The following is a 26,218-nucleotide window of genomic DNA, read 5'->3' on the forward strand; positions in this document are numbered from 1 at the left end:
TTTATTCACTATAAGACTTAAATTCTACTCTATAATATTTATCTGATGGAAAAGCTTGAAATAATTGTATATGATTAAGCTCTTCATCATTCTTAATAAGGTTTAAATTTTTCTTTTTATTTTCACTATTCATATTTACACCAAAATATACAGATCTAACAATTTCTTTTGGATATTTGAAAAGGTAGATTTCATCATTTATATTTTTTGCTGCATCAGTGAGTGGCAATATCATCCTATATTCATTATATTCTGACATTAGCCTACTTGGTCTTTCTTTACTATAAATAACTTCTCTAAGACTACGTAAACAGTCTTTTCCTAATAATTTTTGATTAAAAAACTCATGCTGATCATCAAACTCCATTACAAAACCTTGATGTGAATTTGCATAATGTGCCCACATTAATAAATTATCATTTTTAGATGATAAAGATAATATACCAAGTCCATTATTGAGGCTTTCATTATATTTATTTTTAAAAGTTTGCTTTAATTCTGGCAGTTGAATAAAAAAAAATAATGCTTCTTCAAATTTATTTTTAGTCACATAATCTCTTATAACATTAGTAAATATGTGATTATGTTTACTAATTTCTTCAGATAAAAGCTTGTCAAAGTTCTCATTAGAAAGTTTCTGCAGCTCATCTACTGACGCAAGAGCTTTTAAATGTACTTGAGTCTCAAAAGGATCATTTAGAAACACTGGTTGAGTAAATCTAATAGTATTATTCTCTAGAACATCAACACGCTCTTCACTTAAATATTTATAAACTCCCATTTTTCTTCCCTTCAAGCATAAACCACTGCCCCATCTGTTTTGGTTGGTTAAAGCTTATACTATACTTTTTGAACTCTTCTTGGACTTCATCGACTTGGTTTTCTATTATCCCAGATAGGGCCAATCTACCACCCTGTTTTAGACTACTTGTAATACTCTCAACTAAGCTTATCAATACATTAGAGAAAATATTTGCTACAACTAAATCAAACTGCTCTGTCGGAGTATTATCACCGAAAATAGTTTTATCAGTTACATCATTTTCAGTAGCATTTTTAATAGATGACTCTATTGAATTTGGATCTATATCTATACCTTGTGCAAAACTAGCACCTAACTTAACAGCTCTTATAGCTAATACTCCAGTACCACAACCATAATCAAGAACCTTAGAATCATTTGTCACATAATCTTCTAACCATTCTAAACACATTTTTGTAGTTTCATGATTACCACAACCAAATGCTATACTAGGATCTACAATAATATATGTATGATTTTTATCATTTGGCAATTCACGCCAGTTTGGATAGACCACTATATTCTTTCCAACTTCAAGTGGTTCATAATCATATAACCAAGCTGCTTCCCATTGTTGATCTTTTATAACTTCATAATCTATTTGGGTTTCTAAAATATTCTCAAACTCTTTTTTAAGAGTCTCAATAATTAGACCAATATCATGATGATTTTCGTATAATACTACAACGTTAACAATATCATATGGCTTATCAATTCTAGTTATAGAACCTGCATCATTGTTAAAAAGATAGTCTTCAATAATATCAAAAAACTTAGACTTCACACTAAATTGTAATTGGTGCCACTGCTGCATTTTATAAAAACAACTCAAAACTTTATATATCGTGAAATGATACTAAATAAAACAATTAACGGCTAGATTAAATTAATCTTTTGACTTTCGCTAATAGGAGTTTGGCTTATCCCTCAAGCATTCACTTATAGTTTAGTTTGGTCTAGTTTTTCTTAGTAGTATATTAGTCTATCTTACATTATAACTTTTTTGACCCTTTTATGAAGAAAATTAACTTTTGAGCAAATTTTTTTTGTTACAATAAAACCTAGATAAATCTTATACTTAAGTAATAAAATGCAAGAATATAGCAAAAAATATAATAAAAAGGCAATTTTACTAGTTAATCTTGGAACTCCAAATAATTTTGATGCTAAATCTATAAAAAAATATCTAAAGGAATTCTTATCAGATAGGCGCGTAATTGAAGCTAATCCTATCTTATGGAAGTTAATATTAAATCTAATTATTTTACCTGTTCGCTCAAAGAAAAATGTCCATTCTTACGAAACTGTATGGAATAAACAACACAATAAGTCACCATTACTACTATATACAGAAAACCTCGCGCAAAAATTAAGTACAAAGCTAGATAACTATATAGTTGATTGTGCTATGCGCTATGGTAATCCAAGTATTGAAAGTAAAATTAAAAACTTACAAGATCAAGGTGCTACTGAGATAGTTGTTTTTCCATTATATCCACAATATTCAGCAACTACTACAGCCACAGTTTATGATGAAGTTTATAGAATCTTATCAAAACTAAGATGGCAACCTACTATTAAAGGTATAAATCCTTATTATGATAATAAATTTCATATAGAAGTTATTAGCCAACAAATAAAAGAGCATTTACAAAACTTAAACTATACTCTTGATACAATTTTATTTTCATTTCATGGTTTACCACAAAAATACTTTGATAAAGGAGATCCTTATTATTGCCATTGCCATAAGACTTATCGTCTAGTAAAAGAATCTTTACAGAAAAGCTATCCAGGCATAGATTTTGAATTATCTTTCCAATCTCGCTTTGGACCTAAAAAATGGCTAAAACCATATACAACAGTTAAACTAGAAGAGCTCGCTAAACAAAATAAAAAAGTAGTTGTTATAGCTCCAGGCTTTAGTGTTGATTGTTTAGAGACTTTAGAAGAATTAGCTATTACAGAAAAGCAAGCTTTCTTAGATAAAGGTGGAAAACAGTTTAGCCTAGTTCCATGTCTAAATGATTCTCAAGAGCATGTGGAAATGTTATACAATATTATTATGAATGATTAAATTTAATGTATAAAGCTATGAAAACTTATATTAAAATCTTCTTTGTAATAACTTCAATATTTCTCTCTAGTAATTTATGTTTCTCATATGGTAAATATGGCAACATCGAAAGAAATGATAAAATAATCAAAAGAGTCCAAGACAGTGGCCAAGAGTATATATCAAAACAAACAACTCAAGCGAATTCTAATAAACCATTATCAATAATATGGGTACAAAAAAACTATTTAACCAAACAACAAGCTTTGAAACTACAACAAAAAATTGATAAAGCTATTGTAGAAATCCGTAATACTTTAAAAGTTCCTGAAAATGAAAGAGATTTTACGATACATTACTATGTGTATGGAGCTCATGAAGCATCACATGCTATAATAGGATATCATATGCTTGATAAAGCTCATCCTACAACACTTATTACATGGTATGCTCAAGGTAGATCACCTTATGTACATGAAACAGTTCATATTATCGCTTGGCATTGGCGTAGTGTCTGGATTAAAGAAGGACTTGCTGTATACCTTAATCAAAAGCTTGGAGGTGAGCCGACATTCCCTAATTTTGGCAAAAACCTTAATTTCTTAGCAAAGAAACATATCGAAAGTATATCCTCAAATGACAACTTAAGAAGTGTCTTAGCAGATAAGTATGAAGTTGGAGAAGATGGCTTAGTTTTCTTTAAAGGACCTAAAAAAGAACGCATTCATAAAAAAAGAATGTTTTATATATTATCAGGATCTTTCACAGAATATCTATTTACACAATTAGGCGCTAATAAATTTATGCAAATTTACAATGCTAATAATACCAAAAAAGCTATAAATAAAGTTACAGGTAAAACCATTTCTCAATGTGAAAACTCTTGGGTAAGTTATTTAAGAAACACTAATTTTACAGAACATGAAAAAGAAAATTAACTCTGATAAAACAACATCTATACATTGGTTTAGACAAGACTTACGCCTAGCTGATAATCCGGCATTATATCAAGCTAGCCAAGCAGATAGAACTATAACAATATTTATTCACGATGAAAAATATCCAATAGGTGGCGCAAGTAAATTATGGTTACATCACTCTCTAAAAAGTCTTAATAAATCTCTAGATAATAAATTAAACTTCTATATTGGAGATCCTCTAGAAATTATAAAAAAGCTTGTTAGAGAAAATAATATCACAGGTTTTCATTGGAATAGATGCTATGACAAATACAGTATAGATCGAGATACTCAGATAAAGCGGTTTCTTCAAGAACAAAATATAAATGTAAAAAGTTTTAATTGTAGTTTACTTATAGAACCTTGGGAATGTAAAAAAGATAATGGTACGCATTATAAGGTTTATACTCCTTTCTATAAAGAACTCATTAAAATTAGAAAATATAGATCAAATATTATAAAACCTGAGTTCAATATCCTAGAAAAGCTTGATAGTTCTAGCAATCTAGATTCATTAAAACTATTAGAATCAGAACACTCTTGGCAAAATATCATCAAACAATGGAGAATTGGTGAAAAATCGGCTAGTGAAATACTTGGAGACTTTTTAGCAAATAAAGTTAAAAACTATAAAGCTGCTAGAGATTATATGAGTTTAAATGCTACATCAGTATTATCCCCATATTTGCATTTTGGTGAAATTTCACCAAATCAAATCTTTAATGCTATACAAAGCTTAGATATTATTGGAAGTAATGAAGAGCATTTTATCAAAGAGCTTGTCTGGCGTAATTTTTCATATTATCAGATATATTATTATCCTGAACTTCATAATAAAAACATCGATCAAAAGTTTGATGACTTTGAATGGGATAATAACCCTATCATTCTAAAAAAATGGCAACAAGGACAATCTGGTATACCTATAGTAGATGCTGGAATGAGAGAGCTTTGGCAAACTGGTTATATGCATAATCGTGTACGAATGATAGTTGCTAGTTTTCTTATAAAAAACTGCTTAATCCATTGGAAATATGGTGAAAAATGGTTTTTTGATACGTTATTTGATGCTGACTTTGCTAGTAATAATACAAACTGGCAATGGGTAGCTGGTTGTGGTTTAGATGCAGCACCCTACTTTAGAATATTTAATCCCATATTACAATCTGAGAAATTTGAAGCGTATGACTATATTCGCAAATATGTACCTGAAATAGCTAAGTTACCAAATAAGTTTTTAGTAAAACCATGGGAAGCTCCTGAAAACTTTTTAAATGATGCAGAAATTACTCTTAACAAAGACTATCCAAAGCCTATTATTGATCTTAAGAGTTCTAGAGATAAGGCTTTAGAACTATATAAGCAAATTAAATAAGTTATTTTTTTGATATGATCAATTATTTATTGTTAGCTATTTATAGTCTATAGTAAAGATGTACCTTATTTTTATAAAAAATTTCAACTGTAGGAGATTACTCTATGAATGATAAAATAACATCTATCCAAGCAATGGAAATTTTAGACTCTCGAGGTAACCCAACTGTTCGAGTATACGTACAACTTGAAGATGGTACGCAAGCAACAGCATCTGTACCATCTGGGGCTAGCACAGGTGAAAATGAAGCCGTTGAACTACGCGATGGCGATAACTCACTATAATACCCCATGAAATTTTAACAACAATTTTGAGAATTTAGTTCCTAAAGTAGCTAAACTATAAATGAGCAATTTAGGATAAATGTAAATGAGTAATAAGAGAAAAATATATACCGTTGAATTTAAGACTAAAGTTGTCTTGGAAGTATTGGGGAAAGATCAAACAATCACACAGTTATCAGTAAAATATAATATTACGCCCAAAAACATAAATAATTGAAAAACAGCCTTTTTAGAAAATGCTGAGTTGGCAATGGATCCATCCAAATCAGTATCACAATATAAAAAAGACAATGCAAAGCTTCAAACCAAGATAGATCAGTATTCTAAGAAGGTTGGACAACTAACAATTGAGAAGGAATTTCTTGAGGGAAAGCTCGTAAGCTTGGGATTATCTGATAGAAAAGCGATGATTGATCCTAAGCATAAATTATCTGTTGTAAAACAAAGTTGCTTATTAGAAGTTTCTAGAGCTGGTTTATATTACAAGCCTGTGGTTAACGAACATAAAGAAGAAGTAAAAGCAAAGCTTATACAGATACATGAGGAGATTCCCTGCTACGGCTATATAAAAGCTCATAAGCAATTAATAGAAGATGGGTTTAGCATCTGTGAGAACACAGTACAAAAGTATCGTAAAGAGTTAGGCATCAAAGCTATATTGGCGGTGAAAAAACCAAACTTAAACTTATCTGAACCTAACAAAGAGCATGCTATTTATAGTTACAAACTAAAAGGTTTAAGCATATTGAGACATAATCAAGTTTGGTCTACAGATATTACATATATTAAGACTGATGCTGGCACAGTTTATATGGCAGCTATTATTGATTGGTACTCTAAGGCTGTACTAAGTTGGGAGATATCCAACACTATGGATAGTAGTTTAGTTATGAAAGTTTTAAATGAAGCTCTGTATAAATATGGAGTACCAGAAATATTTAACACTGATCAAGGTAGCCAGTACACATCTAACATTCATATCCAAACATTATTGGATAAAAAAATTACTATATCTATGGATGGTAAAGGTAGAGCAACTGATAACATTTGCATCGAAAGATTTTGGAGAAGTGCTAAATGTGAGAGATTTTATTTAAATCAATATCCTGGCATTGTTGAACTAAGAAACGATGTGGATGATTATATCGATTTTTATAATAATAGAAGATTTCATGAGTCTATCAATTATAAAAAACCTATGGAATTTTATTACGATAACTTATTGGAAAAACGGGCGGCTTAGATGGGAACTAAATAATTGAAAATATTGTTTAATTTATTGGGGTAGTATACTATTATGGCTGCTAAATATGCATACCTACATTCTAGTCTAATATACGTGATAACAGCACTCCATACCTTATTAGCTTTATCTATAACAACCTGATTCGTCTCATTTTTAAATACATTAAGTAAGTATGGATATTTCTTGTGTTGCTTATTAATGACAGTTCTCTTTTTTTTAGGATACAATGCCTTAATACCCATGAATTCCATAGCACTTTTGATTAGCTTCCTTCCAACTAGAAATCCTAATCTATTTAGCAACTTTACTAGCCTTCTCGTACCATAATATGGATGTTTAGTATGTATCAAATCTATTGCATTTAATAGTTTAATATCATCATTACTACTAAATTTTGATATTGGTGTATAATAGTACACACTCTTAGATACAGATAATAGTTTAAGCTGATTATTTAAAGATAATTCTAGCTTAGTATCTACAGAGTTTACTCTATCATTTGATGATACCAAGCTTTTTAGCTTTCCCATTAAAAAATTCCTCTCTACTATTACCTCGCCTAGTTCTTTACTTGTTGCATCTTTATCTTTTCTAAGCTTATCTATTTCCTGCTTATACTCCTTAACAACAGAGCTTTTATCAAATGCTAAGCAAGCATTAGATAAAAATTGCTGCTTCCAATTGTGCACGTTTTTAGGAAGTAAATCATACTTACTTGCTATCTCATTAACTGTCATATCGCCTTCTAGCAATTCTATAATTACTTTAGCTTTAAAATCAGCTGTATACGTTACTCTTTTTTTACTCATTTATCTATTTCCTAATTTATCTAGTTAAGTTTAACATCTAGGAATAAAAATCTTTCTAAAATCAGTAGCTTTTTCTGGGGACATTATACTGTTTAAACTTTGAAAATATGTAATATTGTACCAATCAAAATGATAGCTAAAAGCCCATCATTTATATAATTTATCAAAATAGACTTAAATATAATACCTTGTATAAAAATACATAGTATTTATGCAACTTAGTTAGGAAATTATCAAATGATTAAGGAAAAAAATATGAAAGCATTATTCGTTATTGATTTTATCAAAGGAATCGCAACAAATGGAATATGTAAAGAATATTTGTTGGAGCATAATTATGTTATTGAGAATACAAATAAGTTAATACAGTTTTTTGAGGAAAAAAAACTACCTATTTATTTTATTAGATTAGCATTTGATGAAAATTACTCAAATATGCTCCTAGCAGAATAGAATTAGTAGAAAATAGAAAGTTTTTATATGGTAGTGAAGATATTGAATTTATAGAATCTATTTATTCTTCTGATAAACACAAATTTTTTAATAAGAAATCAGGAGATCCATTCTTTGGCAATAATTTGCTAGAAGAGCTTAATATAAAAGAAGTTAACGAAATATATTTTACAGGTGTTTCGACATATAATGCAATTTTATATGGCTCAAACACTGCTATGCAGAAAGGGTTTAAGCCAATTGTTATTGAAGACGCTTGTGGGGCTTCATCAAGAGAGGCGCATATTAATGCAATTAATATTATTAAGAAAACTAGCACATACCAAATAAAAAAACTAGTGAAGTAATATCTTTATAAAGACTATCGATTTAACTCATTCAACAAAGATAAACAAATAAAATAAACAATATAGGTAAGAACTATGCCCAGTTAATGCTTATAATTGGGTAGATCCAAAATCATATATTACCTCAGTTTAGGGTTTAAATTATTATAAAACAAAGGTTTTAGAGTTGTTTTGAGTTAAATAAAAATCCATTAAAATAACTCCGAACTGGGGGTTATATTAAGGTAGATTTTCTATCAAAATGACCCTTTTATTAATACTATGATAAAATAATTTGAAATTATGTATAAACATAAAAGTCAAATATGACAATGGAGAGAATTTATGTCTGATAAAATAGTTGTTTTTGTTAAATTAGACTCTAAATATGGTCGAACCAAGAACTTTATAATCTTGCTAAAAAACTTATACAACCAATAAATTTGGAATTAGGTTGTACTCATTACGAACTAGGCTGTAATTTTGATGAAACTGTATTTGAAGTTATGACTTTTACAAATGAAAATAGTCACAGAATTCATTTGGAATCTAAACATGTTCAGAATTTTTTATCTGAAATTAAAGATTTAGATGTTGATATTAAAATTGAAAAATTTAAAACTTGTACTTAAACAGTAATAACTTACTTAATTTTCCTTTATAACACTTACCCTTTTGGTTTTTTAACATTTTTATTAGCATTAATTTTTTGCTTAATACTTCTAGCAAAATCTTTATTATGACCACTTGATTTATTATTATTATTTGCTCTTTTTGCTGCAATTATTTTAACTTCATTAACCTTTTTCACTTTAGTTTTTCGTGACATACTTGTTACAGGGACATTATGAATAGCCTCAAGACCAGCGAGCTCATCACGAGGTAAAAGATGACCAATTAAATGCTCTATATTTGACAATGATTCTACTTCATCTGCACTAACTAAAGATATTGCTAAGCCATCTTGGCCTGCTCTACCAGTTCTACCAATTCTATGAACATAATCCTCAGCAACATTTGGTAAATCTAGATTTATAACACATGGGAGCTGAGCAATATCAATACCACGTGCAGCTATATCTGTAGCAACTAACACATTTATCTCTTTATCTTTAAAGTCTGCTAGAGCTTTTGTACGAGCCCCTTGGCTTTTATTACCATGAATAGCGCTACTTGTTATATTTGCTTTATTAAGTTTTTCTGAGATTTTATTTGCACCATGTTTTGTGCGAGAAAAAACTAATACTTGATGTAAGTCTTGTTCTCTAATTAAAGATATTAATGCATTAATTTTTTTTGATTTATCTAATGTATAAATCTTCTGAGTAATTTTTTTAACCGTAGTATTTACGACATCTGCTGATACAGATTTGGGGTTGCTAAGAAATTCATTAGCTAGTGTTTTAATCTCTGATGAAAAAGTTGCTGAGAACATTAGAGTTTGGATTTTTTTAGGTAGAAGTTTATGAATCCTTTTTAGATCATGTATAAATCCCATATCTAACATCTTATCAGCTTCATCAAGGATTAAAGTATTTAGATTATCAAATTTAATTGCATTTTGACTATATAAATCAAGCAGTCTACCTGGAGTAGCTATCAATATCTCTACACCTTTACGCAATTTCATCATTTGAGGATTTATACTTACACCTCCAAACACAACTGTAGAACGAATATGTGTATTTTGACCATATAATCTAACTTGATCTTCAATTTGAGCCGCTAGCTCTCTAGTTGGTGTTAAAACTAAAACCTTAATTTTATTTGCTTGGGCTTTGGGCTGGTCTAAAAGCTTTTGTATAATAGGTAATGCAAAACCAGCAGTTTTACCAGTACCCGTTTGAGCTGATGCCATTACATCATTACCTTTTAAAATTAATGGGATAGCTTTTGACTGAATAGCTGTTGGTTTAGTATAGCCTTTTTTATCTAAAGCATTACAAATTGAAGAATTTAAACCAAGATCTGAGAATTGCATAAAATTTACTTCCTATTTTTTTAACCTAGCTATATTAACACTAATAAATACTATTTACTCTATAAAGATGATTTATTAAATAATATAATATTGCTAATACTCAATTATATGAGATTTTAAACTAAAAATGTCAAATAAATATTGCTCTGAATTAGGCAAAAATGTTCGTGATCATTTGATAAAGTTAGGTTTGGAACAGCCTAGAGACTTTAAGTTTGATAATGACATAAAAATACAAAAAATATCAAAAGCATATCGTGAAATACTAGATACTCTTGGTCTAGAAACTCATGAATTTGATAAAACCCCTTTTAGAATAGCTAGAATGTTTTCTCAGGAAATATTCAATGGCCTTGACTATAACAATTTTCCAGCATGTGCCTTATATGAGAATGAGTTCAAATATGATGGAGTTCTAACTCAAAAAAATATTACCATTATGTCTTTTTGTGAACATCACTTTGTACCATTTGAAGGTGTCGCAGAAGTTTCATTTATTCCGAAAGATAATAATATTATAGGTCTTTGTCGTATAAATAGTATTTGTGATTTCTTTGCTAGGCGTCCTCAAATTCAAGAAAGAATGACTGCACAAATATTTGAAAGTTTGAAGTTCATCCTTGGTACAGAAGATGTTTCTATAAAAATAACTGCTAAACATACTTGTGTATCATTTAGAGGGTGTAATAATAGAGACTCTAAAACTTATACTCAAATGTTTGGCGGTTTCTTTGCAAAATAGATATGGATTTAAAATGAGTAGTTTATTAAATATTGGTTGTTTATTTTTAATTGCCTTAATTATTGGATGTATTTTCTCAAAAGGATATTTAAGATATTTCTTCATATTTATAACTATAATTTATTATCTAATTGGTAGTGGGATTCTAGGGTATATTTTAGCAAAACCAATCCAATCAGAAACATCTGATATAAAAGCATGTGCCAATACAAGTGGTATTATTCTGTTAGGAGCTGGTTTAAATAAGGCTTTTGGTCAATTAGAACCAAGTCTTGGAGCATATGACCGCATAATTAAAACCGCTGAAATTTATAATGAATATCCACAAAAAATTATAGTAACAGGAGGTGTACCTTCAGGAACGAAAATATCAGAAGCTGAAATTTATGCAAAAGAATTACATAAATTGGGAATATCGAGCTCTAGAATATTATTAGAGAAAAAATCTAAGAACACATATCAGAATGCTAAATATACCAAAGAGTTGCTAGAAAAAAATAAGACTTATTGTTTAGTCACTGGTGGAATCCATTATAAAAGAGCAAAAATACTTTTTGATAAATTTGATATAAACACTATTAGTTTAGCCTCTTCTAAACTTGTTCCTAATATTAAAATATTACCAAATGCTTATAACTTTTATATAACTCAACGAATCGTACATGAATACCTTGGAATTGTAAGGACTTACTTCTAATACACATTTAAAGTTAAAGGGTATAAAATTAAATCATACAGATTTAAATTAATTACAGCCGTGCAAGATTCTATAATATTATAATACCCCATGAAATTTTAACAACAATTTTGAGAATTTAGTTCCTAAAGTAGCTAAACTATAAATGAGCAATTTAGGATAAATGTAAATGAGTAATAAGAGAAAAATATATACCGTTGAATTTAAGACTAAAGTTGTCTTGGAAGTATTGCAAACAATCACACAGTTATCAGTAAAATATAATATTACGCACAAAAACATAAATAATTGAAAAACAGCCTTTTTAGAAAATGCTGAGTTGGTAATGGATCCATCCAAATCAGTATCACAATATAAAAAAGACAATGCAAAGCTTCAAACCAAGATAGATCAGTATTCTAAGAAGGTTGGACAACTAACAATTGAGAAGGAATTTCTTGAGGTAAAGCTCGTAAGCTTGGGATTATCTGATAGAAAAGCGATGATTGATCCTAAGCATAAATTATCTGTTGTAAAACAAAGTTGCTTATTAGAAGTTTCTAGAGCTGGTTTATATTACAAGCCTGTGGTTAACGAACATAAAGAAGAAGTAAAAGCAAAGCTTATACAGATACATGAGGAGATTCCCTGCTACGGCTATATAAAAGCTCATAAGCAATTAATAGAAGATGGGTTTAGCATCTGTGAGAACACAGTACAAAAGTATCGTAAAGAGTTAGGCATCAAAGCTATATTGGCGGTGAAAAAACCAAACTTAAACTTATCTGAACCTAACAAAGAGCATGCTATTTATAGTTACAAACTAAAAGGTTTAAGCATATTGAGACCTAATCAAGTTTGGTCTACAGATATTACATATATTAAGACTGATGCTGGCACAGTTTATATGGCAGCTATTATTGATTGGTACTCTAAGGCTGTACTAAGTTGGGAGATATCCAACACTATGGATAGTAGTTTAGTTATGAAAGTTTTAAATGAAGCTCTGTATAAATATGGAGTACCAGAAATATTTAACACTGATCAAGGTAGCCAGTACACATCTAACATTCATATCCAAACATTATTGGATAAAAAAATTACTATATCTATGGATGGTAAAGGTAGAGCAACTGATAACATTTGCATCGAAAGATTTTGGAGAAGTGCTAAATGTGAGAGATTTTATTTAAATCAATATCCTGTCATTGTTGAACTAAGAAACGATGTGGATGATTATATAGATTTTTATAATAATAGAAGATTTCATGAGTCTATCAATTATAAAAAACCTATGGAATTTTATTACGATAACTTATTGGAAAAACGGGCGGCTTAGATGGGAACTAAATAATTGAAAATATTGTTTAATTTATTGGGGTAGTATAGGACATGATCTACAGTTACAGCTAAAACATATTTTCTTAGTATGATGACAGCCTTTAGTATGGCATACAAATTGCTTATATCCTCTAACCTGTAAGCCACAGCTCATAATATTAGTCATGTTTTCTAGCTCAACATCTCTAATATCTGTTTTATGAGCTTCGAAGTATTTCAGCCATGATTTACCAATTTGTAATACTTCTTTGATTTTTGATGGAGTTCGAATTGTAATGTATAAAAGTCTATTAGATAATAAATAATTATATTTAAAATATTTTAAACATTGAAGCATAAACATTCTCATAATAAGATGATACAGAAAGTATTACGAGATATAGCTAAAAACCATAAATTATTCCCTCAAGTAGTTATCCAAGAATTTGCTGAAGGTTCGTTAAACTTTGTTGATGAGTTTTGGATTAAAATATATGAAATATATGGTGATAAATATAATGATGTATATCGTCGTCCTGATTGTAAGAAATTTGAATTAGATCACTTCGAAGATAAAGGAAAAATATCTAAATATTTACAGTTAATTGATAATTGTGACCACTAGCACAAACTAAACCACAGCTGCCAACGCAGTTGGCTTACGTTCTTATAGGCTTACAAAGCACAGGTTTGGTAGATAGTAAGCGTAACATTATTTTAGTTGGTGGTTACTGGCACTGGTAAGACTCATACAGCTATAGCCATTGCTAGAGAAATAGTCAAATTAGGTAGGAAAGCAAGATTTCACAATATCGTTGATTTGGTTAACCAATTAGAGCAGCAGAAGTTAAACAATAACTCGGGAAAGCTTGCGGAAAAGTTAAAATCAATGGATGTGATTGTTTTAGATGAATTGGGCTATTTACCTTTCTCAAAGTCTGAAGGAGCTTTATTATTCCACCTTCTGAGTAAGTTACATGAAAATGTATCTTTGATTATAACTTCAAATTTATCTTTTGGAGAATGGACACAGATTTTTAGTGATAAGAAGATGACTTCAGCTATGCTAGATCGTTTAACTTTTAACTGTGAAATTATTGAAACTGGCAATGATAGTTTTAGACTTAAAAATAGGAAATAAAACAGATGATTTTGACTGACTAAAAATCAGTCATTTTAGGTCCTCTAGGGGGTCAAAAATTCGGTGCCTATAGGGTCAATTTTCAATGCCTATTGACAACCATATGCTAAATTACCTGAAGTCAAATTTAATGTAACATCAAAAGGGTATACTCCAGATTATATAACAATAAGTGCTAATATATTAAATACGTTTTTTCAAAAAGGAAGTGGTCCAGCAGCATATGCTCCTGGTGCACCAATGGCAACAAACGTAAATGCTTTTAGAGGTTATGAGTCTCCTAAAATAGCTGGAGATTTTGCTAATTCTTGGGGATATTTTAAACCATCGTTAGAAGTCCCTATACGTTATTATCAGCTTGATAACAGACCAACAGATACTATTAAATTTAATAAAAGTTCTGTGACAAGTATACTTCCAATATTTAATATTGATGCAGGGGCATATTTTGATCGTAACTTTACAACTAGTAAAGGTTCATTTACACAAACATTGCATCCTAGGTTGTTTTACACATATATACCTTATCAAGATCAGACAGATATACCTCTTTTTGATACGAGTTTACAAAATGAACAATATGAACAGATGTTCCAAGTTAATCGATTTACAGGACATGATAGGATAAATAATGCCAATCAGGTAACATATGCATTAGAGGCTTCAATGTCAAATAATAGTAATGGAAATACTGTAGCCACTGCAAAAATAGGGCAAATGTTATATCTTGCTAATAGACGAGTTACTCTATGTCAAGGCAATTCAAAATGTCCTAATCCTGGCATGATGGATGAATTCTCAGATGATACTTTTTCTCCCGTAATGACTTCTTTAAATCTTTATATAACTAAGGATTTATATTTCAATGGCCAAATAAACTATAGAATTAATCGAGGTAATGTTGATTATCAAGTTTATCAGTTTGTTTATAAAGATAGTAATGAGAATATTTTTAGTGTTTCATATAATAATATTGCAAACAACTGGGATGCTTTGACTCAGCAGCAGCAGATAGATGATGGTGTTGCTCCACAACATCAAGAGACAGTTACATTAGTTGGGATATTTAATTTTACTAACCATTGAGCTGTTGCTGGTTTGTGGAACTATAATTTTAATCAGAAACAAGTAGCAAATGCATTTATAGGAGTTCAGTATAATGCTAGATCTTGGGATATTAGACTTTTATATCAACTAAGTGCTTATACCAATGTAGATCCTAATAATCCGACAATATTATGGAATTTAACGGATACAGTACTATTTTCTTTTGAACTTAAAGGGTTAGGAGGGACTGCTGGTAATTCAGAAGAATTGTATTCTCGATTAGAGCAAATACCAGGTTATAAAGCTGGAGAGTGGGGAGGATCAAAATAATGTTTGTACCAATTTTAAATCTACAGATTAAACTGTCCCTGTTATTCAATACCACTTTATAAAATATTTTTATTCCTTGCTTTTATGCAGCATCTAAAATACCAGAATATACTTCATCAGGAGTCATATATCCAATACTAGAATGTAGTCTTTCATTGTTGTAAATATCAATATATTCTTTGATACCTACTTTAGCCTCTTTCATAGTTATATATGATGCCGGATAAACATTTTCATATTTCAGTGTTCTCCAAAATCTCTCAATTGCAATATTATCTATAGATCTTCCTTTAGCATCCATAGATTTATTTATTTTATTATCAGATAATATTTTAATATGCTCTTTTGCTGTATATTGAGTTCCTTGATCAGAGTTAAAGATATCAGGTTTACCATATTTAAATAACGCTTCTTTTAACACACTAGTTGTTAGATGTGTATCCATAGTATTAGAAATCTTCCAAGCTAGTGTTTTCTTGCTATGCCAATCTATTATGGCTACTAAATATGCACATACCCACATTCTAGTCTAATATACGTGATATCAGCACTCCATACCTTATTAGCTTTATCTATAACAACCTGATTCGTCTCATTTTTAAATACATTAAGTAAGTATGGATATTTCTTGTGTTGCTTATTAATGACAGTTGTCTTTTTTTTAGGATACAATGCCTTAATACCCATTAATTCCATAGCACTTTTGATTAGCTTCCTTCCAACTAGAAATCCTAATCTATTTAGCAACTTTACTAGCCTTCTCGTACCATAATATGGATGTTTAGTATGTATCAAATCTATTGCATTTAATAGTTTAATATCATCATTACTACTAAATTTTGATATTGGTGTATAATAGTACACACTCTTAGATACAGATAATAGTTTAAGCTGATTATTTAAAGATAATTCTAGCTTAGTATCTACAGAGTTTACTCTATCATTTGATGATACCAAGCTTTTTAGCTTTCCCATTAAAAAATCCCTCTCTACTATTACCTCGACTAGTTTTTTACTTGTTGCATCTTTATCTTTTCTAAGCTCATCTATTTCCTGCTTATACTCCTTAACAACAGAGCTTTTATCAAATGCTAAGCAAGCATTAGATAAAAATTGCTGCTTCCAATTGTGCACGTTTTTAGGAAGTAAATCATACTTACTTGCTATCTCATTAACTGTCATATCGCCTTCTAGCAATTCTATAATTACTTTAGCTTTAAAATCAGCTGTATACGTTACTCTTTTTTTACTCATTTATCTATTTCCTAATTTATCTAGTTAACTTTAACATCTAGGAATAAAAATCTTTCTAAAATCAGTAGCTTTTTATGGGGACATTATAATTAATAGTCTCTAATATGAAATCACCATTTACACTAGGAGCAACTTGCAAAAAACCTGAGGTCATGGTGAATAATAAAAATTTGTATACGAATAGAACGAGACATTATTTTTAAAACTTAATATTTTATGGATATATACTTATAGCCATTTTATGTAAAAAAAGTATAGTTTTAAAGTTTAAATACTTATAGCACTTTAAATTTAGGGAGGAGTAAATTATATATTAATTATAGGTTAAAATCTCTTAGATATATGGATTTTGCTTGGTTATAAAATTATTTATTTAAGTGGTCTAAAAACTTTTCAGCATCTAAAGCAGCCATACAACCAGTCCCGGCAGAAGTTACTGCTTGTTTATAAACATGATCAGCAACATCACCAGCTGCATATACACCTTCACTACTTGTTTGAGTGGCATTGCCAACTAGGCCAGATTTAACTTTGATATAGCCATTTTCCATTTCTAATTGACCTTCAAAAATTCCAGTGTTTGGAGTGTGACCTATGGCAATAAACACACCCATAACATCAATTTGAGATTCTTTATTAGTTTTGACATTTTTAATACGTAGAGCATTAACACCCATATCATCACCAAGAACTTCTTCCAATGTAGTATCCCAAATGATATTTACATTACCATTTTGTGATTTTTCCATTAGCTTATCGATAAGAATTTTCTCAGATCTTAGAGAATCCCTGCGGTGAATTAGTGTTACAGATTTAGCAATATTTGATAAAAAGAGAGCTTCTTCAACAGCTGTATTACCACCACCAATTACTGCTACATCTTTATTTTTATAGAAAAAACCATCACACGTGGCACAAGCAGAGACACCTTTACCCATAAACTTTTCTTCTGAATCTAATCCCAAATATTTAGCAGTAGCACCAGTTGAGATAATTAGAGCATCACAAGTATATTCTTCTAGCTCACCAACTAGTTTAAATGGTTTAGTTTTTAGATCTACAGAGTTAATAGTGTCATATGTAATCTGAGTATCAAATCTTTCAGCTTGTTTTTGTAGCTTGTCCATAAGTTCTGGACCCATGATACCTTCAGGTTCACCGGGCCAATTATCAACATCTGTAGTAGTCGTAAGTTGTCCACCAGGCTGCATGCCCGTGATTATTATAGGATTTAGGTTTGCGCGAGCTGCATAGATTGCTGCAGTATATCCAGCAGGGCCAGATCCTAAAATTATTAATTTATGATGATTTGCCATTTTAAAAATTTTCTAAATATGATTATGGCAAAATTATAGCATAGAGCTTGAGTAAGTGAAATTTTGAAATTAGTTATAATAAGAAAAACAGTGATTTCTATTTTAATATTACTTGCTACTTACTCAGTGAGTTTAAGCAGCATATTTTCATGGTAAAAAAGTGTGCAAAACTGCCTAAGTTATTATAGTTTAAAATAAATAAAAAAGAAAAAATTCATAAATTTAAAAATTGACTTAGGTAGTTTTACTTTTTAATCATTTATTTTTAAAGCTAATAATCGCTAATGTATTTCTATTCTTTATGCAAGATTCTTCAATTGAGCAAAACTATCAATATATGAAAAACTCTCTAGAGTTTTAAGATCAATACCATTATGATAGCCATAACTTACCATTACAGCTCTTACATTTGTCTCTTTTGCACATAAAAAATCATTCATTGAATCGCCAATCATTAAGCTTTCTTCTACTTTAGCATTTAGTTTTCTTATGGCAAAAAGTAGTGGCTCTGGATAGGGTTTGTAGCTAGATGTAGTATTTCCACCAACTATTACTTCAAAATAGTCAACTAGATCTAGGTGAGAAAGAGATTGTCTAGTATTTTCTTCATGCTTATTTGTCACTACAGCCATTTTGATATTTTTCTTTTTTAATAACTCTAGTGTTTCAATAACATTAGGGTATACCTTGCTATTCACGCTATTTAGAGATTTATATGTTTGACTTATAATTTTTACGCCTTCATCAGCTATAGATTCGATATATTGTTCATCATCAAAATCTAAAGCTAATACTTTTCTGACAGTTGTGGGATAGCCCTTACCAATAATACTAGCTAAAACATCCTCAGTTATAGGATCAAGGTCAAAATGTTTACGCATAGCATTTGTAGCAACTGTAATATCTCCCAGAGTATTTACAAGAGTACCATCTAAATCAAAGAATATGTTTTTTATCATTAATAACAATATTTAATTATTTTTAGAAATTATAACCAAGTTTTATCTATGTTGCTAATTCTAGAGACTAGAGAAGTTATCTATTATAAATTTACTAAGACTCTTTACTCTGTATGGCTAAAACTGCTTAAAAAGATACATCAAGCTAACCATATTATCAGGCTTATCGTTAGGATTAAAAATAACTTTATAGTTTGGCAGTATATGAATAAGTTCTCCAGAATCCAAATCTTTTTTTACATCTATACTACCCCAATAAATTAAACAATATTTTCAATTATTTAGTTCCCATCTAAGCCGCCCGTTTTTCCAATAAGTTATCGTAATAAAATTCCATAGGTTTTTTATAATTGATAGACTCATGAAATCTTCTATTATTATAAAAATCTATATAATCATCCACATCGTTTCTTAGTTCAACAATGCCAGGATATTGATTTAAATAAAATCTCTCACATTTAGCACTTCTCCAAAATCTTTCGATGCAAATGTTATCAGTTGCTCTACCTTTACCATCCATAGATATAGTAATTTTTTTATCCAATAATGTTTGGATATGAATGTTAGATGTGTACTGGCTACCTTGATCAGTGTTAAATATTTCTGGTACTCCATATTTATACAGAGCTTCATTTAAAACTTTCATAACTAAACTACTATCCATAGTGTTGGATATCTCCCAACTTAGTACAGCCTTAGAGTACCAATCAATAATAGCTGCCATATAAACTGTGCCAGCATCAGTCTTAATATATGTAATATCTGTAGACCAAACTTGATTAGGTCTCAATATGCTTAAACCTTTTAGTTTGTAACTATAAATAGCATGCTCTTTGTTAGGTTCAGATAAGTTTAAGTTTGGTTTTTTCACCGCCAATATAGCTTTGATGCCTAACTCTTTACGATACTTTTGTACTGTGTTCTCACAGATGCTAAACCCATCTTCTATTAATTGCTTATGAGCTTTTATATAGCCGTAGCAGGGAATCTCCTCATGTATCTGTATAAGCTTTGCTTTTACTTCTTCTTTATGTTCGTTAACCACAGGCTTGTAATATAAACCAGCTCTAGAAACTTCTAATAAGCAACTTTGTTTTACAACAGATAATTTATGCTTAGGATCAATCATCGCTTTTCTATCAGATAATCCCAAGCTTACGAGCTTTCCCTCAAGAAATTCCTTCTCAATTGTTAGTTGTCCAACCTTCTTAGAATACTGATCTATCTTGGTTTGAAGCTTTGCATTGTCTTTTTTATATTGTGATACTGATTTGGATGGATCCATTGCCAACTCAGCATTTTCTAAAAAGGCTGTTTTTCAATTATTTATGTTTTTGTGCGTAATATTATATTTTACTGATAACTGTGTGATTGTTTGATCTTTCCCCAATACTTCCAAGACAACTTTAGTCTTAAATTCAACGGTATATATTTTTCTCTTATTACTCATTTACATTTATCCTAAATTGCTCATTTATAGTTTAGCTACTTTAGGAACTAAATTCTCAAAATTGTTGTTAAAATTTCATGGAGTATTATAATCTTGTTCAAATTCAAAATCCATTACAACAATATCCCAAATTATTCCCAAAATATTAAGAAGCATTACCAAAATACTTGGGGAGTATTCTGTCGGGAGTTACCCTAGACAATGCTAATCTTTAAAATTTAACTTACATTATCAATATTAATAATATTACTATTTGCTTTAACATCATCTACATAATCAGCTAATATATTAATCATCTCTACCCTTTCTTTAAAGTAGCTATATATATTATATGTAGCTTGTACTTTATTTTGTGCCTCATGGTCTAAAACAGTCTCTATAGCTGTATCACTCCATTTATATTTATTTTGCAAGCTATAAAGTATTGTGCTAACAATATGTCTAAATCCATGTGTAGTCTGCTTTGGCTTATTTTTGCCGTTATAACCTAACTTATTTTGTATCGATTTTCTTAGTGTATTTATATCTAAAGGCTTTCCTTTTGTAGATGAAAAAACAAACTCTTTTGTACCGTTAATAGCTTTCATCGCTTCTAGTATTTTAACCGCTGGCTTGCTTAATGGCTGTGCAAAGTCTCGCCTACTTTTCATCCTCTCTTTTGCTACTAATATATGCGGCTGGTTTTCATGATTATTATTATCTAAATAAACCTCACTCCACTTTAATTCAGTTAACATAGAGGGTCTAAATGCAACATAAGGTAATATTTGTAATGCTTTTACTGTTTGTACTTGTCCTTTGTAATTATCTATATCATTTAATAAATTACTAAAGATAGCTCTTTGCATGATTGGATTAATAAAAGGGTATCGCTCATTTTTAGGATTGGTTTTAATAGCATTTAACTCTCTAACCGGATTAGTATCATGATAACCACTAGATACGGCAAATGAATATATACCATTTAATAGGTTATATACTTTTTCTTGTTCACTTGGTGTATCAGTAAAGCTTTTAATAAAATTAGCTAACTCTATTGGTTTAATTTTGTCAATTTGTCTATTTGCAAAAACCGGTTTTACTTTGTTATTAAGTCTATTTATATTTTTCTTTCTTGTACTTTCGCTAGTCCAGTCATTATTTTCTATTTTATGATTTAAATAAAAATCTACAATATTACAAAATAAACTATGACTTTCACTTTCTAAAGTTTTTTTGTATATCTGCGGGCTAACTCCATCTGCTATAGCTTCTTTAAACTCTCCTATTTTTAGTCTAGTTTTTTTTAAAGATACATCAGGATAACTACCTAGCCCAGTCCATCTATTTTTATGTCTAAATTGCCATGACTTGCTACCAGTTTTACTAACTTTAAGATATAAACCGTTACCATCTGCTATACGATAGTCTTTTCCTGTATTTTTTAAGCCCTGTATCTTAGTTACTGTAAGCTTTCCAGCCATTAGGTGTATCCTCATATTTTCAAATTTAGCATTTTTATAAGCTAGGATACACTTTAACAAGGGTTCTAATGGTTTTTAATGGTACTAGGCGGGATAATAAAACTATTTGTAAGTATTGAATTTAAACATGTTTGGGACTATTTAGAATTATATAGAAAAAGTTAAATGGTGCCGGAGGCCGGACTCGAACCGGCACTCTGTTGCCAGAACCGGATTTTGAATCCGGCGCGTCTACCAATTTCACCACTCCGGCGAGTTTTAGATGTCCTCAGGCCAATTATCTATTGAAGTACCAAGAGATAAACCTAATTCCGATAATTTTTGTTTAATTTCTGTTAAAGACTTCTTACCAAAGTTAGGAGCCTTTAGAAGCTCATTCTCAGTTTTTTGTACAAGCTCACCAATATATCTAATATTCACTGCTTTCAGACAGTTAGATGATCTAGCCGTTAAATTTAGCTCTTCAACATGCTTTAACAATATAGGATCAATATCTTTTGTTGGATCTTCTACAAAAATACCTTGATTAATTTCTTCAACATCAACAATATTCTTTAGCTGATTTTGTATCGTAGTTGCTGACAGTCTTAGAGCTTCTTCACAAGTAATATTACCATTTGTCTTAATATTAAAATTGAGCTTATCGAGATCTGTACGTCTACCGACACGAGCATCCTTAACCTCAAAGTCACAGAAAGTAACCGGTGAAAAAGTAGCATCCAAAAGAAATTCACCATCTTTGAAATTTTCTGAGGCTTGTCTATAGCCAATACCTTTTTCAACTTTAGCTTCTATTTTAAGTCTTCTACCACCATTATAACTACAGATAAATACTTCCTCAGTTATTTTTAGACCTTCTGATAACTTAGCTTCTTCAGAAAAAATTTCTTCTTCAGAACCAAAAAGTTCAAAAATTATTTTACCTGTTTCGACACTATCAGCTAATGTCACAGGAAGAGCTTTAACATTTAAAATAATATCAGCAACAGTTTCGTCACACGAAATTACATCTTCCAAAGATGCAATTTTACCATCATTAATTTTTATACTAGTAACACATGCACCACCAACAGAATAAAGCATAGTTTGCTTGAGAGCATAACCAAGTGTATAGCCAACACCTCTTTCTAGCGCTTCAAAAGAAAACTTAGTAGCATTTTTAGCATAGTCATCAATTTTAATATTAGTAGGATGTAGTAAATTTTCTAGTGCCATAGCAGTTTTAAAACCTAGTTATATTTTATTCGATATATATTAATTTCAAAGATTATATCATACAAATGCAAAATTTTAATAGATTTAATTATAACTTCTTGATTTTGTTTATACTATCAAGCTTTACTTTAATCTTACTTTCAAACCCTCCACCTGAAGGAGAATAAAAGATTTGTTTAATATTTTTAGGTAAATACTCTTGGTTTACATATGAATTTGGATAATTATGTGGATATAGATAATTGCTATCTTTATAGTTTTTAAGATGTTGAGGAACTTCGATATGACCTAAACCTTTTGTTACTTGCTGAGCCTTTGCTAATGCTTTATAACAAGCATTACTTTTAGGTGCCACAGCTAAATATATAGCAGCTTGAGATAGCACCAACTTTCCTTCTGGTAAGCCTAGTTTTTTATACGCATTCCAAGCATCTATAGCTATTCCTAAGGCTTGAGGATCTGCATTACCAATATCTTCTGATGCAATACAAAGCATTCTTCTTGCTATAACTAAGGGATCGACTCCATTATCAAGCATTAATCCTAACCAAAATATAGCAGCATCTGGGTCTGTACCTCTCACAGATTTATGAAAAGCAGAAAGTTGCTCATAAGACTCTTTTCCCTCTCGATGAAAATCTCGTGATGCTTCGCCTACTGCCTGATCAAATAATTCTTTACTTAAACTAATCTTATCTTTTTGATCACTAATTAAGAACATTCGCTCAAGCAAATTTAAAATCCTACGACAATCACCTTCACTATAGTTATGAATAGCATTATATAAGTCCTCACCTATCTCAAAAGAATGCTTTGCCAAAGCCCCATCTTGCATCAAAGCCCTTTGTATCAGCTCTTTAGTTCCTGCAATACTTAAACGTTTAAGACGTAATACAAAAAGTCTCGAAACCAAAGCATTATTTAAATAATATGTAGGGTTTTCTGTGGTTGCACCAATTAGAATAATCTTGCCAGACTCAACATATGGTAAAAGCAAATCCTGTTGGGATTTATTAAAACGGTGAATTTCATCTAAAAATAACACAAAACTATCTAAATCTTGATTATCAGCAATTAGCTTTTTAACCTCTTTTACACCGGAGTCTACAGCAGATAACTCAAAAAACTCTAAATCTTTAGAGCTTGCTATAATTCTTGCTAACGTTGTTTTACCAACCCCTGGCTTACCACACAAAACCATAGAACAAATACCATCACCCATAAGTATTTTTCTTAATACACCATTTTCTGATAATAAATGTTCTTGACCTATAATATCATCTACTTTCTTAGGTCTTAGTCTAGCTGCTAATGGAACATATTTCATATAACAAACCTTTTCTTTAATATTTCACAACACACTGATCGCATTATCAATGAAATGTCTACAACTATATTTAAACTAAGTGTGTTTTGTAGCCATCTATTGATTATCAAACAAAGCGACAGCTAAGTCTAGGCAGTTTACATACTTTTGCTAATGTGTGAAACAGTATGTCACAAACACTGCTAATATCAATTGCAAAACTTTATTAAAAATAATCTTAATTTATTACAATCTTATATTTACTTTTAACAAGCTCATAAAGCACACCTTCACGCACAGCCCCATTTGATAATTTCATTTCAGCAATACCTAAACAATCAAAAATTGCATATAAAATAGCAATTCCTCCAGCAAGCACACTCTCTCTATCCTCTCTTAGGCCATCAAAATGAATATTTTCAACTTGTCGTTTATCTATTATCTTAACGATTAGATCATTTAAAAATTCTTGAGTAATAATAGGTTTTTCATTAAATATTTCAGACATATTAGTAACTGAGATAATCGTACCGGAAGATCCTAAAACATGATTCCAACCTATTTTTTTATATTTCAATAATATTGGCTCAAGTATCTGTTTGGCTTTTGTAGCTGCAGCATGAAAGTTTGTAAAATCAAGCCTCTCATTTGTGAAAAAATCATTCTGTATTCCAACACATCCCATATTTAAACTACGAGCTATTAATATCTTATTACCTCTACCTATTACAAGCTCTGTTGAGCCACCACCAATATCAATAACTAAAGTTTTTTGCTTTATATCATGATTATCTCTAGCACCAACATATACAAGCCTAGCCTCCTCTGGACCAGAAATAATTTTAATCTTAGTTCCTAAAGATTTATCTAGTTTATTTTTAAAATCTTTTATATTATTTTTTGCTTTCCTAAGAGTATAAGTTCCTACTGCACGCACATACTCAACTTTATACCTTTGTATTTCTTGGGCAAAAAATTCTAAACATTTAATAGCTCTTTCTTGAACATCCTTACTTATTGTCAGATTATTATTTAAACCAGCTCTTAACTGTACTTTTTGCTTTTGTTTAGATAATGTAACAACCTTTCCATCAGGTTTGATTTCGCTAATAAGCATATGAAAACTATTTGAACCTAAATCTACCGTTGCTACTATTTTTGACATACAAACCAAAATATATGTTTTATAACTAACTTCCATTATAAAAAAATATAGCTAAAATAGCTAAAAAAAATTGTCTAAGAAGTTTTTTTGTTTATAATAACTAGCAATAAGTTTAACTTCTTATAAAATATCAAAATACATAGTAGCAAAAACTACTTAATCATATTTAATTTAAAATCAAAATTAAAGGAAAATCAAAGCATGTCAAAATGTATCGATATATCAGATAATCAATTCGAGAATGAGGTTCTAAATAGTGATATCCCTGTATTATTAGATTTCTGGGCGCCATGGTGTGGTCCTTGTAAGATGCTTTCGCCAACACTCGAGCAAGTAGCTGATCACTATGGCGATCAAATCAAAATTTGCAAAATCAATATCGATGATAATGAAGAAACTGCTATGAAATTTGGTGTTCGTGGTGTACCTACTCTTATGGTTTTCAAAGATAGTGAAAACAAAGAAACTAAAGTCGGTGTGGTACAAAAAAGTCAATTAATTTCAATCATAGACAAATATCTATAATTTAGTTATATCAACATA

Annotated in this window: 29 protein-coding genes, 1 tRNA gene and 2 pseudogenes; 16 read left to right on the forward strand and 16 right to left on the reverse strand. The window is 30.1% G+C overall.

The genetic code is table 11. The features are described from left to right. Nucleotide 1: 1 nt before the first annotated feature. Together CDV26_RS07945 and prmA are read right to left on the reverse strand one after the other, a co-directional pair. Nucleotides 2-781 (reverse strand): DUF2971 domain-containing protein, encoded by a 780-nt coding sequence (locus CDV26_RS07945; protein ID WP_088772817.1) that lies wholly within the window; start codon nucleotides 779-781, stop codon nucleotides 2-4. Further along, nucleotides 768-1,616, reverse strand: coding sequence for a 50S ribosomal protein L11 methyltransferase (gene prmA / locus CDV26_RS07950; RefSeq protein ID WP_088772818.1), 849 nt, complete (start codon nucleotides 1,614-1,616; stop codon nucleotides 768-770). The genes CDV26_RS07945 and prmA overlap by 14 nt, the downstream gene beginning before the upstream one ends. A 276-nt stretch (nucleotides 1,617-1,892) precedes the next feature. On the opposite strand from prmA, the gene hemH reads away from it, so the two are divergent. From hemH to CDV26_RS07975, 6 genes and pseudogenes are all read left to right on the forward strand, one after another. After that, nucleotides 1,893-2,879: a ferrochelatase gene (gene hemH / locus CDV26_RS07955; RefSeq protein ID WP_088772819.1), complete on the forward strand. Its 987-nt coding sequence runs from the start codon at nucleotides 1,893-1,895 to the stop codon at nucleotides 2,877-2,879. A gap of 17 nt (nucleotides 2,880-2,896) precedes the next feature. Then, entirely contained in the window at nucleotides 2,897-3,796 is a 900-nt protein-coding gene (locus CDV26_RS07960; protein WP_157671547.1) for a hypothetical protein, read from the forward strand. Then, nucleotides 3,780-5,192 carry a cryptochrome/photolyase family protein gene (locus CDV26_RS07965; RefSeq protein WP_088772821.1) on the forward strand — a complete coding sequence of 471 codons (1,413 nt, stop codon included), beginning with the start codon at nucleotides 3,780-3,782 and terminating at the stop codon, nucleotides 5,190-5,192. The genes CDV26_RS07960 and CDV26_RS07965 overlap by 17 nt, the downstream gene beginning before the upstream one ends. Before the next feature lie 104 nt (nucleotides 5,193-5,296). After that, nucleotides 5,297-5,470 (forward strand): annotated as a pseudogene (locus CDV26_RS07970) (phosphopyruvate hydratase); the annotation flags it as partial. Nucleotides 5,471-5,561: 91 nt separating this feature from the next. After that, nucleotides 5,562-5,693 carry a transposase gene (locus tag CDV26_RS13625; protein ID WP_169709695.1) on the forward strand — a complete coding sequence of 44 codons (132 nt, stop codon included), beginning with the start codon at nucleotides 5,562-5,564 and terminating at the stop codon, nucleotides 5,691-5,693. Nucleotides 5,694-5,726: 33 nt separating this feature from the next. After that, on the forward strand, nucleotides 5,727-6,719 hold the full coding sequence (locus CDV26_RS07975) for an IS3 family transposase (protein ID WP_088772823.1): 993 nt from the start codon (nucleotides 5,727-5,729) through the stop codon (nucleotides 6,717-6,719). On the opposite strand, the gene CDV26_RS07980 is transcribed toward CDV26_RS07975, so the two are convergent. Further along, nucleotides 6,716-7,531: an IS3 family transposase gene (locus CDV26_RS07980; protein ID WP_088772824.1), complete on the reverse strand. Its 816-nt coding sequence runs from the start codon at nucleotides 7,529-7,531 to the stop codon at nucleotides 6,716-6,718. The two genes, CDV26_RS07975 and CDV26_RS07980, sit on opposite strands and share 4 nt — an antisense overlap. A gap of 237 nt (nucleotides 7,532-7,768) precedes the next feature. Between CDV26_RS07980 and CDV26_RS07985 the strand changes: the two genes are divergently transcribed. Beyond that, the gene (locus CDV26_RS07985) at nucleotides 7,769-7,984 is read left to right on the forward strand and encodes a cysteine hydrolase family protein (RefSeq protein WP_088772825.1); all 216 of its coding nucleotides are present in this window, start codon (nucleotides 7,769-7,771) and stop codon (nucleotides 7,982-7,984) included. Between the two features lie 59 nt (nucleotides 7,985-8,043). Next, on the forward strand, nucleotides 8,044-8,331 hold the full coding sequence (locus CDV26_RS07990) for an isochorismatase family protein (RefSeq protein WP_245806573.1): 288 nt from the start codon (nucleotides 8,044-8,046) through the stop codon (nucleotides 8,329-8,331). Nucleotides 8,332-8,977: 646 nt separating this feature from the next. On the opposite strand, the gene CDV26_RS08000 is transcribed toward CDV26_RS07990, so the two are convergent. Next, the gene (locus tag CDV26_RS08000; protein ID WP_088772828.1) at nucleotides 8,978-10,291 is read right to left on the reverse strand and encodes a DEAD/DEAH box helicase; all 1,314 of its coding nucleotides are present in this window, start codon (nucleotides 10,289-10,291) and stop codon (nucleotides 8,978-8,980) included. Nucleotides 10,292-10,418: 127 nt separating this feature from the next. On the opposite strand from CDV26_RS08000, the gene folE reads away from it, so the two are divergent. The 4 genes from folE (at nucleotide 10,419) to CDV26_RS08015 (ending at nucleotide 13,048) form a co-directional block, all read left to right on the forward strand. Continuing rightward, a complete protein-coding gene (gene folE, locus CDV26_RS08005) occupies nucleotides 10,419-11,033 on the forward strand; it encodes a GTP cyclohydrolase I FolE (RefSeq protein WP_088772829.1) in 615 nt (204 codons plus the stop codon). A 13-nt stretch (nucleotides 11,034-11,046) separates the two neighbouring features. Beyond that, entirely contained in the window at nucleotides 11,047-11,730 is a 684-nt protein-coding gene (locus CDV26_RS08010; protein WP_088772830.1) for a YdcF family protein, read from the forward strand. Nucleotides 11,731-11,899: 169 nt separating this feature from the next. Continuing rightward, nucleotides 11,900-12,022 carry a transposase gene (locus tag CDV26_RS13630; RefSeq protein ID WP_169709728.1) on the forward strand — a complete coding sequence of 41 codons (123 nt, stop codon included), beginning with the start codon at nucleotides 11,900-11,902 and terminating at the stop codon, nucleotides 12,020-12,022. A gap of 33 nt (nucleotides 12,023-12,055) precedes the next feature. Beyond that, complete coding sequence (locus tag CDV26_RS08015; protein ID WP_088772831.1) at nucleotides 12,056-13,048, forward strand: IS3 family transposase; 993 nt, start codon at nucleotides 12,056-12,058, stop codon at nucleotides 13,046-13,048. 33 nt (nucleotides 13,049-13,081) lie between these two features. Here CDV26_RS08015 and CDV26_RS08020 read toward each other — a convergent pair whose 3' ends face one another. Further along, the gene (locus CDV26_RS08020) at nucleotides 13,082-13,387 is read right to left on the reverse strand and encodes a transposase zinc-binding domain-containing protein (RefSeq protein WP_157671549.1); all 306 of its coding nucleotides are present in this window, start codon (nucleotides 13,385-13,387) and stop codon (nucleotides 13,082-13,084) included. A gap of 18 nt (nucleotides 13,388-13,405) precedes the next feature. Between CDV26_RS08020 and CDV26_RS08025 the strand changes: the two genes are divergently transcribed. From CDV26_RS08025 to CDV26_RS08035, 3 genes and pseudogenes are all read left to right on the forward strand, one after another. Then, complete coding sequence (locus tag CDV26_RS08025; RefSeq protein WP_088772833.1) at nucleotides 13,406-13,654, forward strand: hypothetical protein; 249 nt, start codon at nucleotides 13,406-13,408, stop codon at nucleotides 13,652-13,654. A gap of 99 nt (nucleotides 13,655-13,753) precedes the next feature. Then, on the forward strand, nucleotides 13,754-14,170 hold the full coding sequence (locus tag CDV26_RS08030) for an ATP-binding protein (protein ID WP_157671551.1): 417 nt from the start codon (nucleotides 13,754-13,756) through the stop codon (nucleotides 14,168-14,170). Between the two features lie 99 nt (nucleotides 14,171-14,269). Next, nucleotides 14,270-15,547 (forward strand): annotated as a pseudogene (locus CDV26_RS08035) (LPS-assembly protein LptD); the annotation flags it as partial. A gap of 82 nt (nucleotides 15,548-15,629) precedes the next feature. On the opposite strand, the gene CDV26_RS13215 reads toward CDV26_RS08035, so the two are convergent. The 11 genes from CDV26_RS13215 to CDV26_RS08085 form a co-directional block, all read right to left on the reverse strand. Continuing rightward, entirely contained in the window at nucleotides 15,630-16,070 is a 441-nt protein-coding gene (locus tag CDV26_RS13215) for a DDE-type integrase/transposase/recombinase (protein WP_245806419.1), read from the reverse strand. Continuing rightward, nucleotides 16,049-16,801 (reverse strand): IS3 family transposase, encoded by a 753-nt coding sequence (locus CDV26_RS13220; RefSeq protein ID WP_245806420.1) that lies wholly within the window; start codon nucleotides 16,799-16,801, stop codon nucleotides 16,049-16,051. Before CDV26_RS13220 ends, CDV26_RS13215 begins: the two co-directional genes overlap by 22 nt. 365 nt (nucleotides 16,802-17,166) lie before the next feature. Beyond that, on the reverse strand, nucleotides 17,167-18,117 hold the full coding sequence (gene trxB / locus CDV26_RS08050; RefSeq protein WP_088772835.1) for a thioredoxin-disulfide reductase: 951 nt from the start codon (nucleotides 18,115-18,117) through the stop codon (nucleotides 17,167-17,169). Nucleotides 18,118-18,416: 299 nt separating this feature from the next. Continuing rightward, entirely contained in the window at nucleotides 18,417-19,076 is a 660-nt protein-coding gene (locus CDV26_RS08055) for an HAD-IA family hydrolase (protein ID WP_088772836.1), read from the reverse strand. A 292-nt stretch (nucleotides 19,077-19,368) separates the two neighbouring features. Beyond that, the gene (locus tag CDV26_RS08060; protein ID WP_088772295.1) at nucleotides 19,369-20,361 is read right to left on the reverse strand and encodes an IS3 family transposase; all 993 of its coding nucleotides are present in this window, start codon (nucleotides 20,359-20,361) and stop codon (nucleotides 19,369-19,371) included. 33 nt (nucleotides 20,362-20,394) lie between these two features. After that, a complete protein-coding gene (locus CDV26_RS13635; protein WP_169709702.1) occupies nucleotides 20,395-20,526 on the reverse strand; it encodes a transposase in 132 nt (43 codons plus the stop codon). 218 nt (nucleotides 20,527-20,744) lie between these two features. Then, nucleotides 20,745-21,989 (reverse strand): tyrosine-type recombinase/integrase, encoded by a 1,245-nt coding sequence (locus tag CDV26_RS08065; RefSeq protein WP_169709729.1) that lies wholly within the window; start codon nucleotides 21,987-21,989, stop codon nucleotides 20,745-20,747. Nucleotides 21,990-22,155: 166 nt separating this feature from the next. After that, nucleotides 22,156-22,242: transfer RNA gene (locus CDV26_RS08070), tRNA-Leu, on the reverse strand. Nucleotides 22,243-22,247: 5 nt separating this feature from the next. Then, complete coding sequence (locus CDV26_RS08075; protein WP_088772838.1) at nucleotides 22,248-23,204, reverse strand: DNA-directed RNA polymerase subunit alpha; 957 nt, start codon at nucleotides 23,202-23,204, stop codon at nucleotides 22,248-22,250. 88 nt (nucleotides 23,205-23,292) lie between these two features. Further along, complete coding sequence (locus CDV26_RS08080) at nucleotides 23,293-24,531, reverse strand: AAA family ATPase (RefSeq protein ID WP_088772839.1); 1,239 nt, start codon at nucleotides 24,529-24,531, stop codon at nucleotides 23,293-23,295. Nucleotides 24,532-24,748: 217 nt separating this feature from the next. Then, nucleotides 24,749-25,675, reverse strand: coding sequence for a Ppx/GppA phosphatase family protein (locus CDV26_RS08085; RefSeq protein WP_088773481.1), 927 nt, complete (start codon nucleotides 25,673-25,675; stop codon nucleotides 24,749-24,751). 201 nt (nucleotides 25,676-25,876) lie between these two features. Here CDV26_RS08085 and trxA point away from each other — a divergent pair, with 201 nt between their 5' ends. Further along, nucleotides 25,877-26,200: a thioredoxin gene (gene trxA / locus CDV26_RS08090; RefSeq protein WP_088772840.1), complete on the forward strand. Its 324-nt coding sequence runs from the start codon at nucleotides 25,877-25,879 to the stop codon at nucleotides 26,198-26,200. The last annotated feature ends 18 nt before the right edge of the window (nucleotides 26,201-26,218 follow it).

The sequence above is a fragment of the Francisella halioticida genome, assembly GCF_002211785.1.
Taxonomy (GTDB): Bacteria; Pseudomonadota; Gammaproteobacteria; order Francisellales; family Francisellaceae; genus Francisella; species Francisella halioticida.